This window comes from Rhodoferax sp. (assembly GCF_034520025.1).
In the GTDB taxonomy this organism is placed as follows: Bacteria; Pseudomonadota; Gammaproteobacteria; order Burkholderiales; family Burkholderiaceae_C; genus Allorhodoferax.
Genome location: NZ_JAXHNZ010000002.1, coordinates 459,721 through 472,282, shown reverse-complemented (window position 1 = coordinate 472,282; position 12,562 = coordinate 459,721). Strand labels below are relative to the sequence as shown.

The 12,562-nt window shown below is 59.2% G+C and carries 16 protein-coding genes and 1 tRNA gene; 13 read left to right on the top strand and 4 right to left on the bottom strand.

The window, feature by feature from the left end; translation table 11 throughout:
- The first annotated feature begins 51 nt into the window (after positions 1 to 51).
- From fdxA to U5L73_RS10460, 7 genes are all read left to right on the top strand, one after another.
- On the top strand, positions 52 to 381 hold the full coding sequence (gene fdxA, locus U5L73_RS10490) for a ferredoxin FdxA (protein WP_087493766.1): 330 nt from the start codon (positions 52 to 54) through the stop codon (positions 379 to 381).
- A 13-nt stretch (positions 382 to 394) separates the two neighbouring features.
- Positions 395 to 1,468: an NAD(P)/FAD-dependent oxidoreductase gene (locus U5L73_RS10485; protein WP_322562301.1), complete on the top strand. Its 1,074-nt coding sequence runs from the start codon at positions 395 to 397 to the stop codon at positions 1,466 to 1,468.
- Positions 1,469 to 1,537: 69 nt separating this feature from the next.
- Positions 1,538 to 1,613, top strand: a tRNA-Asn gene (locus U5L73_RS10480).
- Between the two features lie 78 nt (positions 1,614 to 1,691).
- Positions 1,692 to 1,967, top strand: coding sequence for a DnaJ domain-containing protein (locus tag U5L73_RS10475; RefSeq protein ID WP_322562300.1), 276 nt, complete (start codon positions 1,692 to 1,694; stop codon positions 1,965 to 1,967).
- Positions 1,968 to 1,979: 12 nt separating this feature from the next.
- Positions 1,980 to 2,531, top strand: coding sequence for a hypothetical protein (locus tag U5L73_RS10470; RefSeq protein ID WP_322562299.1), 552 nt, complete (start codon positions 1,980 to 1,982; stop codon positions 2,529 to 2,531).
- A gap of 30 nt (positions 2,532 to 2,561) precedes the next feature.
- Positions 2,562 to 3,314, top strand: coding sequence for a hypothetical protein (locus U5L73_RS10465; RefSeq protein WP_322562298.1), 753 nt, complete (start codon positions 2,562 to 2,564; stop codon positions 3,312 to 3,314).
- A 19-nt stretch (positions 3,315 to 3,333) separates the two neighbouring features.
- Entirely contained in the window at positions 3,334 to 4,551 is a 1,218-nt protein-coding gene (locus U5L73_RS10460) for a hypothetical protein (RefSeq protein ID WP_322562297.1), read from the top strand.
- A gap of 12 nt (positions 4,552 to 4,563) precedes the next feature.
- Here the strand turns inward: U5L73_RS10460 and U5L73_RS10455 are convergent, their stop codons facing one another.
- The gene (locus U5L73_RS10455) at positions 4,564 to 5,418 is read right to left on the bottom strand and encodes a fumarylacetoacetate hydrolase family protein (protein WP_322562296.1); all 855 of its coding nucleotides are present in this window, start codon (positions 5,416 to 5,418) and stop codon (positions 4,564 to 4,566) included.
- A gap of 141 nt (positions 5,419 to 5,559) precedes the next feature.
- On the opposite strand from U5L73_RS10455, the gene U5L73_RS10450 reads away from it, so the two are divergent.
- Positions 5,560 to 6,513 (top strand): chemotaxis protein, encoded by a 954-nt coding sequence (locus tag U5L73_RS10450; protein WP_322562295.1) that lies wholly within the window; start codon positions 5,560 to 5,562, stop codon positions 6,511 to 6,513.
- 26 nt (positions 6,514 to 6,539) lie between these two features.
- Here the strand turns inward: U5L73_RS10450 and U5L73_RS10445 are convergent, their stop codons facing one another.
- Complete coding sequence (locus U5L73_RS10445; protein ID WP_322562294.1) at positions 6,540 to 7,121, bottom strand: MOSC domain-containing protein; 582 nt, start codon at positions 7,119 to 7,121, stop codon at positions 6,540 to 6,542.
- Positions 7,122 to 7,132: 11 nt separating this feature from the next.
- The gene (locus tag U5L73_RS10440) at positions 7,133 to 8,197 is read right to left on the bottom strand and encodes a 3'-5' exonuclease (protein ID WP_322562293.1); all 1,065 of its coding nucleotides are present in this window, start codon (positions 8,195 to 8,197) and stop codon (positions 7,133 to 7,135) included.
- A 99-nt stretch (positions 8,198 to 8,296) separates the two neighbouring features.
- On the opposite strand from U5L73_RS10440, the gene U5L73_RS10435 reads away from it, so the two are divergent.
- From U5L73_RS10435 to U5L73_RS10425, 3 genes are read left to right on the top strand one after another with little or no spacing between them, the layout of a single operon-like run.
- Complete coding sequence (locus U5L73_RS10435; protein WP_322562292.1) at positions 8,297 to 8,755, top strand: flavodoxin domain-containing protein; 459 nt, start codon at positions 8,297 to 8,299, stop codon at positions 8,753 to 8,755.
- Positions 8,756 to 8,815: 60 nt separating this feature from the next.
- Positions 8,816 to 9,730 (top strand): CoA transferase, encoded by a 915-nt coding sequence (locus U5L73_RS10430; protein WP_322562291.1) that lies wholly within the window; start codon positions 8,816 to 8,818, stop codon positions 9,728 to 9,730.
- Positions 9,731 to 9,767: 37 nt separating this feature from the next.
- Complete coding sequence (locus U5L73_RS10425; RefSeq protein ID WP_322562290.1) at positions 9,768 to 10,682, top strand: acyltransferase family protein; 915 nt, start codon at positions 9,768 to 9,770, stop codon at positions 10,680 to 10,682.
- A gap of 59 nt (positions 10,683 to 10,741) precedes the next feature.
- Here the strand turns inward: U5L73_RS10425 and U5L73_RS10420 are convergent, their stop codons facing one another.
- Positions 10,742 to 11,830, bottom strand: coding sequence for an IS5 family transposase (locus tag U5L73_RS10420; RefSeq protein ID WP_322562289.1), 1,089 nt, complete (start codon positions 11,828 to 11,830; stop codon positions 10,742 to 10,744).
- On the opposite strand from U5L73_RS10420, the gene U5L73_RS10415 reads away from it, so the two are divergent.
- Both U5L73_RS10415 and U5L73_RS10410 read left to right on the top strand, forming a co-directional pair.
- Positions 11,807 to 12,130, top strand: a complete 324-nt coding sequence (locus U5L73_RS10415) for a hypothetical protein (protein ID WP_322562288.1) — start codon at positions 11,807 to 11,809, stop codon at positions 12,128 to 12,130. The two genes, U5L73_RS10420 and U5L73_RS10415, sit on opposite strands and share 24 nt — an antisense overlap.
- 42 nt (positions 12,131 to 12,172) lie before the next feature.
- Positions 12,173 to 12,526 carry a hypothetical protein gene (locus tag U5L73_RS10410; RefSeq protein WP_322562287.1) on the top strand — a complete coding sequence of 118 codons (354 nt, stop codon included), beginning with the start codon at positions 12,173 to 12,175 and terminating at the stop codon, positions 12,524 to 12,526.
- Positions 12,527 to 12,562: the final 36 nt, after the last annotated feature.

Sequence of the window (12,562 nt, the reverse complement as noted above, 5' to 3'; positions counted from 1 at the left end):
AAGGGCTTGGCATTTCAGTGCCCGCCCCTTTAATTACTGTTCTCAAACAACATGACACACATCGTCACCGAAGCCTGTATCAAGTGCAAATACACCGACTGCGTGGACGTGTGCCCCGTGGATTGCTTCCGCGAAGGCCCCAATTTCCTGACGATCGACCCCGATGAATGCATCGACTGTGCGGTCTGCATTCCCGAGTGCCCTGCCAACGCGATTTACGCCGAAGAAGACGCTCCCAAAGATCAGCAACACATGATCGCCTTGAACGCAGAACTCGCCCGCCTGCCCGGCTGGAAGAGCATCACCAAGCGCAAGGCACCTTTGCCGGACGCCGACGACTGGAAAGACAAGACCGGCAAGCTCTCGCAGCTGATCCGCTAACTCCACACGCACCATGACCGCAGCCGTCATCGAAACGGATGCTGTCGTCATAGGAGCCGGGCCGGTGGGCCTGTTCCAAGTGTTCCAACTGGGCCTGCACGATGTGCAGGCCCATGTCATTGATGCCCTGCCCTACGCTGGCGGCCAATGCATGGAGCTCTATGCCGACAAGCCTATCTACGACATCCCCGGCACACCGGTCACCACCGGCCGCGGCCTCACGCAAAGTCTGCTGCAGCAGATAGCGCCTTTTCAGGCGCAGATGCATTTTTCCCAGTTGGTCGAATCGGTCACCCGTTTGGAGGATGGTCGTTTGCATCTGGTCACCGACGCCGGCACCACATTCATCACCAAGGCCTTGTTTGTAGCCGCCGGTGTGGGTGCTTTCGTTCCTCGCAAACCGGCTGTTCCGGAGCTTGAGCCTTTCGAGAACCTCCAGGTGCATTACCCCCACGACGCCGCCCTGCCGGAAGGCAGTTTGCAGGGTGCCCACTTCGTGGTGCTGGGTGGGGATGAATCGGCAGTCACTGCAGCATTGCAAGCGGCACATGCGCCAGTGAATGACGATCGTCCTGCCAGTGTGACCTTGATCCACCGGCGCGATGTTTTCACGGGTGAGACCGCCACACTGCAGCAACTCGATGCCGCTCGCGAGAGCGGCACCATCCGGGTATTGGCAGCGCAGGTCACCGGATGCGGGACTGATGGTTCGCGCTTGAATTCATTGCGCGTATTGACGGCGGAAGGCACCGAGATATCGGTAGCCGCTGATCATGTGCTGGTGCGCTTGGGTGTTTCACCAAAGATGGGACCGATTGCCGACTGGGGTTGGACCCTTGAGCGCAAGCAGGTACCGGTGAGTACAGAGACCTTCCAGAGCGAAATTCCAGGAATTTTTGCGGTCGGCGATATAAATTTTTATCCAGGAAAGCGAAAATTGATTTTGAGTGGCTTTCATGAGGCTACACTAGCGACCTTTGCAGCGATGGCCTTTATTTCTCCCGAGAAAAAAGTGCTCTTGCAGTACACCACCACGAGCCCGCGTTTGCATCAGCTCCTCGGTGTTGGAACCCAAGAAAAAAGTTAGCGACAGAATCTAAAAATTTGGCGTGTTTCTAGAATCACTTAAAAAACACGCTATAATTTGAGGCTCCATTCCTCAATAGCTCAGTTGGTAGAGCGCCGGACTGTTAATCCGTAGGTCCCTGGTTCGAGCCCAGGTTGAGGAGCCAAATTAACCCGCAAGGGTATTAAAAAACCCCGCTGCGATCGCAGTGGGGTTTTTTCTTTTCCGGCAGGAAACGTGCTGCATGAAAGACCATTACGCCAGTCTCGGATTGAACAGTGCAGCCACACTGGCTGACATCAAAAAAGCCTTCCGTCAAAAGGCTGCGCGGTATCACCCCGACCGCAATCCAGATCCCAACGCAGCAGCGTATTTCCGTGAAGTCCAGGAAGCCTACGATGTGCTTTCCGATTTGGACAAACGCCAGGCCTATGACGACAACCGCCGCCGCGGCTTGCTCGACAGCCCCATCGATACGGCACGAGAGATCTGGTCTACTTATTTTTCCCGCATTATTTGAACAGGCACCCCCATGAGCCTCTCTCCTTTTTTCCATCATCTTCGTAGCGCCTACCAAGCCGAACTCGACGACCTGACGTCGGATTCCGAAGGCAGCAACGTACTCACCAAAAAGCTGGCAGAACGCCGCAAAGAACTCAAGTTCTTGTTGAGTATGTTGGAGTTGAGCCCGGAAATGGTGGCCGTGGTGTTCCATCAGGGCTTCCGTTTCAAGCGCCCAGCCGTGATGGAAGAACTGGTACGTCAGGAGTCAGAAGACTTGCCGGAATGGGACTCGCTAGCCGATGCGGTGGAGTTGGCACCTTGGGCCCAGACACTTGCACAGCAAGTACTGCAACAACCAGCGGGTGCGTGGTTTATGACCGTGGCTGCTGCGCTGGAATATCTGCTCAACAAGCCAGACGCGCGATTCGCTGCAGCGAACGAATCTGATGATGAAGAAGATGACCGCGACGACATCGAGCGCGACCCGGAAGGTATGGACGAAGACGAACGCCAAAGCCGTGTGAACGAAGAAGAAGGCGCTGCCTGGATGGTCGAGCAAGGCTTCGACCACAAAGAATAAATCCCGAGCCCGCACCAAGAGGACGCCCCTGTGAGCCAATTAGCCCTAATTGAAAGAACCCAAGCCCTGATCGCTGCCGGCGATATCGTGGGGGCTGAGTCCGTGTTGACCGAGCTTGCCGACTCTGAGGGCGACGGCGCCCTGATGGTGGTGCTGGAGCAGCTGCCTGCCAAAGACATTCTGGCGGTGATCCGCGAGTACGACGACTCCAAGGAATCCATCGTGAATTTGCTGATCACACCGCAGCAGTTTGCGCATGCGGTGGTGATCGAAAAGCAATACAAGGACCTGACCCGCACCCATTTGCGCGGCATGATGAACTCGGTCATTTTCCGGGACGACGCGGTGGATGCGATTGAGTTTTTGACGGCCATTGGTGATCTGGAAGGTGGCAGCGAAGCGCTGGCCGATTACTTCACTGAAAAGTGGAGCCGCGTGGAGGCATTTGCCCGCAGTGGCACGTTTGACACCGTCGAAGATGACGGCGAAATCTTGTCGGAGCAGGCGCTGTACCAATCCGCCTACGTGCGCCCACGCGTCGATCTGGATGAGGTGGCGGACCAGGACTGGATGCAAATGGCCTGGCTGCTACGCCATGAGCTCCCCGATCTCTTCATCGAAATGCTGATTGTGTTGCGAGCCAAGGCTCGTGCGTTTGACCTGGGCCTTGATGAAGAAGAAGTGGCCGAAGAGGAGGACGACGGTAAGGTGGAAACGGGCGACACCGACCGCGGCAAAGCTACGCCGGCAGCCCGCGAAGACGACGAAGAATCCGCCATTTAAATCCACTTGTGCCAGCGCCATGTCCGTTGTACCCCAATCTGTCTCCCTGTTTGATAGTCGACCCTTCTTTGAAAAGGCGCTCAGCTACGGCATAGAACACGGCCTGATCGGACTAGACAAACTCGACGCCATTCGCGCCGATGCGCCCAAAGGCATGGTGCAGATTGCGCGTTATTTCGGTACTGAATACTTGCGTCCCGAGTTGGAGCTAGCCAAAGAACGTATCGTCAATCTGGTCAGTCTACATCTAGCCTATAGCACCCAAGGCGACCTCCGCCAAGCGGCTGAGTTGTTGAGGGATCACAGCTTCCTTTCCCGATCCAAAGCCGGCTCTGACATGCTCAAGGCACTGATCACCATGCCGCAGACCACGCACTTTGGGATGAATGAGCGCAGTGGTTTTCGCGATGAGCACATTCCCCTGCTGGCCAAATGGAGCCTTAAAACCCTGACCGAGTACCAGTTGGAGTTGGCTAGCCGGAGCCGGGCTTCCGCGGTAGTGGATGCGGCCATCTGGATGGCCGGGCAAATGGGCATGGATATTGAAGAACTCGAAGAGGCTGGCAAAGACGCAGAAGCCGTCATCCGCACCGCCCTGCTGGCCCGCGCCTGCAAGCGCAGCAGCCTACCCGACTGGGTCACGTTTGAAAAGATGATCCTTGCCCTGCGCAAGCGCTATCTGGCCAAGCCGGGCAAGTTGCCTTTGACCGTGCCCGCCGACCTACCCGCCGAATGGACAGAGTTGGTGGAGTCCATACGTGACTCGGTCTGGGCAGACTCCGCCAAATGGCTGGAATCCGACCTGTCCGTGCGCAAGCTGTTCGACCAGACGCCTGCCTTCATGGGCCGGTATTTTTGGCTCGAGGACGCCATCCACGAGGTGGATCAGTTCGACAAGAATGTTTCCAAGGCTTGGGCCAAAGCCACTGGTGGCAATGACGACGAAAGCTCCCTGCTCACCCTGTTCTTGTGCATGGCGGCAGGTAGCACGGCCAAGACGGTGCTCACCGAAAAGGCGGCCTCCACTTTGGTGAAGAAGATCCGTAAATCTGGATTGCAGCCCTCCCTGCCCCTGCAGTTCATCCAAGCCAACGCGCCTGCCGAACACCTGGAAGACTACGCAAGCCTGTGGAACAACTTTATCGAAGAGTCGAGCGCCACCCTGGCCAGTGACCACGACTACACCTTCAACGATGCGGTGGCCTTGTTGCGCCGCGAGTGCAACGTAAGCGGCTAAGAACGAGCCCACTCACATCTGAATGGTGGTTTGCGTCTGTGCACCGAGGCCATCGATTCCGGCACGAACCGTTTGCCCGGCACGCAAATAGACGGGCGGCTTTTGCCCCATCCCAACACCAGGTGGCGTGCCAGTCGAAATCACATCACCCGGCTGCAAGCTCATGAAGCGGCTCAGATACGCAATGAGAAAACGAACCCCGTACACCATGGTGGCGGTACTGCCGCTTTGAAATCGCTTGCCGTCCACATCGAGCCACATGGAGAGCGCTTGCGGGTCCGGCACCTCGTCAGTCGTTACCAACCATGGGCCAAGTGGGCCGAACGAATCACACCCTTTCCCCTTATCCCAGGTGCCGCCACGCTCCAATTGATACTCGCGCTCAGAAATATCGTTGACCACGCAGTACCCGGCAACGTGAGACAGTGCATCAGACTCGTCGATATACCGCCCCCCTTTCCCAATCACGACGCCTAGTTCCACCTCCCAATCAGTTTTTCGCGATCCCGGAGGGATCTGCAGCGGATCATTGGGCCCTGTGATCGCGCTGGTCCACTTGCTGAACACCACCGGCTCTGGTGGAACTTGCATCCCGCTTTCGGCGGCATGGTCTGAATAATTGAGACCAATGCAAATGAACTTGCCCACCCCACTCACGCAAGCCCCTAACCGGTAATCTTTTTGGGGCACGCCCGGCACAATTGGGAGCTGAGCTACCTCCAAAAGGGCCAAACGCGCAAGAGTCTCAGGCGCAAGGGCTTGGCCGCCGACATCAGTCAGGTGCGCTGACAAGCACCGCACACGCCCAGCTGCATCCAGCAAGCCCGGTTTTTCCTGCCCGGGTGCACCATAACGAACAAGCTTCATGAAATTCCTTCGTCAACACATCACGCAATCAGGATATTCTGCACCGCTCTTGTCAAGATTTCAGACTCGGGCTTCGCTCCTTGTAGGACCCACACGATAAGGGGTAAAGTGAGGGACACTCAACCCCTTTCAGGCGAGACCATGAGCCCCAAACTCAACAGCAAACCATCTACACACAGCAGCCAGGCGGCTGAGAGCAAGTTCCAGCTCCTGCTGTTCCGTCTCGGGGACCCTACCGGCAGCGAACGCAGTGAGCTATTTGGCATCAATGTGTTCAAGGTGCGCGAAATCGTGGTGGCACCTGAAATCACCAGCATCGTGAATGCACCCCAACACGCCCTCGGGCTAGCCAATGTGCGCGGGCAATTGATTCCGGTGATCAACCTGCCTGCACTCGCGGGCTGTGTGCCGAAAACAGACTCCAAAATCGTACTGGTGACCGAGTTTGCCCGCACAACCCAAGCGTTTTTGGTGGACGAAGTGGTCGAAATCATTCAGCTCGACTGGAAGCACCTGATCGCCTCTGATAACAACAGCTCTGGCTTGCTCTCAGGCGTTGCCCGTATCGACGGCGATGCCACCGACTCCCGCTTGGCACAGGTGCTCGATGTGGAGCAAATCATCCGCAACGTGTTCCCAAACAGCCAAACAGAGTCCTCGAGCAACATCCAGAAAATCAAGCTGCCCGAAGGCTCCACCATCCTGTTTGCCGACGACTCCGCCATCGCCCGCATGTTGGTGGAGGAGAGCCTCAAGTCCATGGGTGTGTCTTACGTGGCTGTCAAAAACGGCAAGGAAGCGTGGGACCGCCTGGCCCAGATTCACAGCGATGCAGTCGCCCACGGCAAGCGGGCCAGCGACAAAGTCGCACTGGTGCTGACGGATCTGGAAATGCCCGAAATGGACGGCTTTACCCTCACCCGCAGCATCAAAAGCGACAACCGCTTCGCAGGCATTCCAGTCATTGTGTATTCATCCCTGACCGGCAGTGCCAGCGAAGGTCATGCCACCGGCGTGGGCGCTGACGCCTATGTCGCCAAGTTTGAGCCCCACGAGCTGGCCGACGCCATCAGTACCACCTTGAGCCGCGGCTAACTTAAGGGCCGCCCCCCCTGCTGGGGCTAGCGCAAGTGCTTGAAAAGCCGGGCCTTGAAAAGTTCGGCGATCGAGGTCTGCCGAGAACCGGGCACCAACTCAAACGACTCCCCGGCACGAAGCTGCCCGGGCTCATCAACCGCCAGATAAAAGCCACAATGGCCATTCAGCGCCATGGCTTTGACAGCGCCTGCAAAACCCATTGCCGCATTGAACTTGAAACAAGGTTCCCGCGGCTGCACCACCCGCAGCGCGCAATTGGCAAACCGCAGTACATCGCCCACCCACACCTCGTTTTCCAACAGGCCTGCCAGCGTCAGGTTCTCGCCCATGGAGCCAAAGGGCAAGCTGTCATCGAAACCGCTGGCACCGGCCGCCTGGCGCGCGTCTCGCCAAAAGCCGTAGTGCTCCGATGGATAGGCATACACCGCCTTGTCCAACCCGCCATGCACAGAGGGATCCGCCTGCTCGTCTCCCAGCAAGCCCAGCGGCGTAACCGGGGTGGGCCCGTCGACTGTGGTTTTGTGGATCGCCGTCAGAATGCTGCGGCCCTGGATCTGTACCTTGCGGGCGAGCCCCACCTGAACACTGAGCAGCTGTCGCGTCATCAGCGGGCCCTTTAAAGTTGCTGGTAAACCGTGTGGCCGCTGCGGCTGGAGTACTTGGTTTTAGCGTCCATTTGCTCTACCTGCACCGCAGCATGGCGGCCGGCATAGACCTGCTGGCGCAGCCAGTCGAACTCGGTGTGCAGCGCGGCATCGTCGCTCAAGCGGGTGGCCCACACACGCTGGTCTCCGTTCCAGCGATAGCCGCGGGCCTTGAGCAGGTCTTTCGCCTCAAAAGGGGCGTTGGTCGCGCTCAATCGATAGCTGGGGTTACCGGCGGCATAGAGCAGGTGTGCAAGGCCAGTCTGGGTGGTGTCTACACCGGCCTTTGGCAAAGGGGCAGCCAGCACTGCCAACAGCGCATGGCAATCCATCTCGGCGCGGTGGGCGTCGTAAAACAGGCCTAGCTCCGCCGCAAGGCTCTCCAGCTTGGCAGACCCGCGCCCTTGGGCTTTCCAATCGATGTCGGCAAAAGAGCATGCCCACGCCAATCCGGCAAACGCCGGTAGCCGCGCCTCCACAAACGGGCGGTCAAATCCTGCGTTATGGGCAATCACTACATCCACACCCTGCAGCAGCTCGGCAATGCGGGCCTCGTCCAGTGCCTGGCCTTGCACCTGGGCATCCTCAATGCCAGTAATGGCAACTACCTCAGGGGGAATCGGTTTGCCCGGGTCCTCCAAACCGTCATACACCTGCACCGGCCCGACCGGCAGCCCGGTTTCGGTATCGACTGAAACCCGCAATAGCGCGAGTTCGATGATTTTTTCTTTGGCCTGGTCCAGGCCGGTGGTTTCTGTATCAAGCACCAGGATGGTTTTCACGCCGCTATGCGCCTCGCCGGGCCACTGCAGACTAGGCTTGAGACGGCGCTGCACCTTGTAATCGGCATGGGCCTCGAGAGCGCGGGCCATGGCTTCGGCATCCATCAAAGGAGCCTGGGTGGCGGGCACTACTTTGGGCGTTTTGGGGGCCGAGGCCTTGGGGCTGCGAATGGCGCGTTTGGGTGGATCGAGGTCCAATGTGGGCAGATCAGCCAAAAAAGCGAAGCCGAGTTGAGGGTTAAAAGCTTGGGTCACGGTGCGCCTGAGAAAAACGGGAATCCCGTTGCCGGGAGAGGCCGACATTATTGCCCCTATCATCCCTGACACCCTCTTGAAGACCCGCTGAATCTCGCTATGCATATCACTATTCTTGTCGGCACCGTCAATGGCAACGCCCAAAGCGTGGCCGAGGCGCTCCAGTTTTGTGCCGACGATATCGGCGCCACTATCGATGTACTGCCGATGGACGGCCTCGACATCACCGTATTCGACACGTCCGGCACCTTCATCATCTGCACCTCCACCACGGGCGCCGGTGACGTGCCGGGCAATGCAGTGGGCTTGCTCAACAGCCTGGATGCACAAGCCAAATACCTCGGGCACGTGCGCTACGGCCTGGTCGCGCTGGGCGACAGCAGCTATGGCGACAGCTTTTTGGGTGGCGGCAAACAATTCGACGCCAAGCTGCAAGACCTGGGTGCCCGCAAAATGGGCGACATCTGTGTGCTCGACGCCATGGAAACCATGACCCCGGAAGACGATGCTGTGGTCTGGCTCCAGAGCTGGGCGGTCGAGTGGGCGACACTTAAGTAACAAATATGCCGCTAGCGCTGGCAGAATAAGCGCATCTAGCTTCTTTTTTGATAGCAAACCATGCCCCTCCAAGCCGCCACCCCTGCACAGCGCCTGCGCCCCCTCAAGGGCACCCGCATACTGAGCCTTGCGCTCAATCTGCCCGGCCCTGCGGCACTGATGCGCTGCCGCGATATGGGGGCGACCTGCATCAAGCTCGAGCCGCCCGCACCAGCAGGCTCACGGGCAGGCGCTTCGGGCGATCCGATGGGGCTTTACAACCGCCCGGCCTATGAGGCGATGCACCGCGGCATGCGGGTGCTTGCTGCTGATTTGAAGACAGAAGCCGGTCAGCGCGCCCTGCACAAAGAGCTTGCCAAGGCGGATGTGCTGCTCACCTCCTTTCGCCCCAGCGCCCTTAAAAAACTGGGTTTGGAGTGGAAAACCCTGCGCAAACAATACCCCGGGCTGTCGATGGTCGCCATCGTCGGGGCACTGGGTGCCCGTGCAGAAGAGCCCGGGCACGACCTCACCTACCTGGCTGAAAACGACCTCGTCACCGGCCTGGAAATGCCCCCCACCCTGTATGCAGACATGGGAGGCTCGCTGATGACCAGCGAAGCGGTGCTGCAAACCCGCATCCTCAGCCAAGCCAAGGGGAAAGGGGTTTTCCTTGAAATCGCGCTCTCTGATGCTGCGGGCTACCTCGCGCTACCCCGCAGCTGGGGCCTGACCCAAACCGGTGCCGCCGTAGGTGGCGGCCATGCCGGTTACCGGGTTTACCCCTGCAAAGACGGAAGAGTCGCCATGGCGGCCCTAGAGCCCCATTTCTCGGGCCGCTTGGCCGCGGCGGCTGGTCTGCGACAATCGCACCCCGTGGCGATGATGACCCCCGAGGCCCACGCCGCCGTGGCTGCTTTTGTGGCCGGCCAAACCCGCGCGCAGCTTGACCAGCTTGCAAGCACCCACGACATACCGCTTTACACGCTGGCTTGAGCCTCTCGGGCCGGCGCAGCCTACTTTGCCAAACCTGATGACTGTTGCCCGCCTGCCCATCCTTGCCTCGTTCCGGCTGATTGATATCTTGAAAGTGATTGCAGCCCAATGCATCGTGCTGCACCACTTTTCGGCCTATGGCCCGCTGTCAGAAGCAGCCTCGAGTGCCTTGCCCGAGGTATTTGAGTGGCTGTACGACAACGCCCGTATCGCAGTGCAGGTGTTTCTGGTGATTGCCGGCTATCTGGCCGCTCGTAGCTTCGCCCTCACCAAGCGCCCGACCGCCGACGTGCTCAGCGCGATCTGGCAGCGCTACCAGCGCCTGACCCTGCCCTTTGTGGCGGCCCTGTTGATCACGGTTCTGTGCTCCGCGGTGGCGCGTCCGTTTCTGGAGGCGGGCGTCGTTCCAGCCGCCCCCGCCCTGCCCCAACTGCTGGCCCATGCCAGCCTGCTGCATAGCGTGGCGGACGTGGAATCTTTGTCGGCCGGGGTCTGGTATGTGGCCATCGACTTCCAGCTCTATGCCACCTTGGCCCTTGTGTTGTGGCTGGGTGGCGGCAAGCGCTGGCTGAGCATGGCGCTGGTGGCTCTGCTGTGTGTGGCATCCATCACTTGCTTCAATACGGATGCGGAGTGGGATATCTGGTCGGTGTATTTCTTTGGCGCGTATGGCTTGGGCGCCTTGGCGTGGTGGGCTGGTCAGCGGGCCCGCCATGGCATGTATGCCGTGGGCCTGTACGCCACCACCCTGTGTATCGGGCTGGTCGCGCTGGCTGTGAGCTTCCGGGAGCGCATGGCGCTGGCCATAAGCGTGTCGGCCTTGCTGTCGAGTTTCGGCAGCTCGCAGCTGCAGTTCCCTTACAGGCCGTTGAAAAAGTGCACATCGAGCGCATCAGGGTCATGGATTTCGAAGAAACGGGTCGCCCGGATGCCTTCGCACAGCGATTGCTAGGGCCATCTCGGCCTGTTTGCAGGCCGTTTTGCCCATTTCGGGCGCACGTATCCCCGGTTTTACGCATGATGCGCGTCCCACCAGCCGCCCAGACTGCCCATGCGCACCAGGTTATGGGTAGCAAAGCACAGCAGCGCCTGGCCCGTGAGCTTGGCCTGTCCGATCAGCTTGGTTTTGGCCAGTCCACCCACCGTCTTGATCCAACCAAAAGCCTCTTCGATGCGCTTTCGCACCTTGATGCTTTGGCGGTAGCCCTCGTGGCGTTTCGTGCGCCCGTCAATGGCAGAGTGCTTCTTCTTGGCTGCTACGTGCGGTGTGACTTTGAGCTTTCGGCAACCCTTGACGAATGCCTTGCAGTCATAGCCCTTGTCAGCGCCCACCGTGGCCCGCTTGTTTTTGTTGTCCCTGCGTTTGAGCATGGCCAGCGCCGCTTCGCGTTCTGCGGTGCCGCTGGCATGGGTGATCGCAACGTCCACGATCAGGCCGTTGCGGTTCTCCATGAGGATGTGTCCCATGTGGCACAGGCGGGATTTGTCGCCCTTGGCTTTCTTGAACAGCCGGGCATCGGCATCTGTGGTGCTGGCGTGGGTGTCGTTGCTAAGCTCTTGGCCTTTGAAATCCACCTCGGGGTTGCGTCCGGGTGGCGTGGCGCTGTCATCGTCTTTGCGTTTGAAGCTTTTGTGCGAAGCCCAGGCTTCGATGAGTGTGCCGTCCACACTGAAGTGTTCGTCGCTGGCAAGCTTGCCCCACTGGGCGCTGAGCTTGACGCGTTCGAAGAAGGCGCGGGCCAGGTCTTCGTTGAACAGGCGTTCGCGGTTGGCGCTGAAGGTGGAGTGGTCCCAGACTTTGTCTTCAGTGTTCAGACCAACGAACCAGCGGTACAGCACGTTGTAGTTGACCGATTCGACCAACTGGCGCTCGCTGCGGATGGAGAAAAGGATCTGCAGCAGCAGGGCTTTCAACAGCATCTCTGGCGGCACAGAGGGGCGACCACGGCGGGCATACACCGCTTCGAACTCGCTGCTCATCGTCGCCAGCAGCGCATCGACCACGGCGCGCAGTTTACGAAGCGGGTGTGCCGCTGGCACTCGCTCTTCGAGGCTGATGTAGCTGAACATCGCACCTTGGAAGTCTTGGTTGCCTCTCATCGTATGACTCTGGGTTGCTATCGGATGGCTTCAGATCGTACCGGCCGAAACAGGTGGCGGCGGGGAATTTTTCAACGGCCTGCCAAAGCTCTGGACCGGGCCATCGCCCTGCTCAGCCGCACCTCCTACGCGCTGTTTTTAGTGCACTACGCCGTGCTGCTGCTGGCTAATGCTGCTTGGGCCGAAATCGGCTCAGACCATGGCGACGCGGCCCTGCTTTTCATGGCCGCCAGCTGGTTCGTGGCGCTTGGTGCCAGCTACTTGGGGTCGTCTCAAAAAACGGAAAATAAAGCACGCTAAGCCTGTCCCCAGCCAAGAGGCTATGTCTGTTAAAATCGAACGATGCGCATCCTTTTGGCCTTGTTACTCTGCTTCGTGGTTGCCTTCCAGGGCAGCGTGAACGCTTACGCGTTCCAGAGCCATTGCCCCATGGATCACGCAGGTGGTGAATCGGCTTTCGTCGGCGAGTCGGTTCAAGCGGCCGACGATTGCTGCAATGACGCCGAGACGGCTGCCAAGACGGGCAAGCTCTGCAAGACGGATAGTCCATGCAGCACATCGGGTGCTTGCGTCCCGCCGATGCTTCACGCTCACCTCCCCCTTGCACCGGCATCGCAAGACCTTGCGCCTGCGTCGACCGCGCTGATCGCCTCCTTTGATCCCTCGGGCATCTGGCGCCCACCATCCCTTAGCTAATTCCGTGTAACAGCGATTCGGCTGTTGACCACGCTG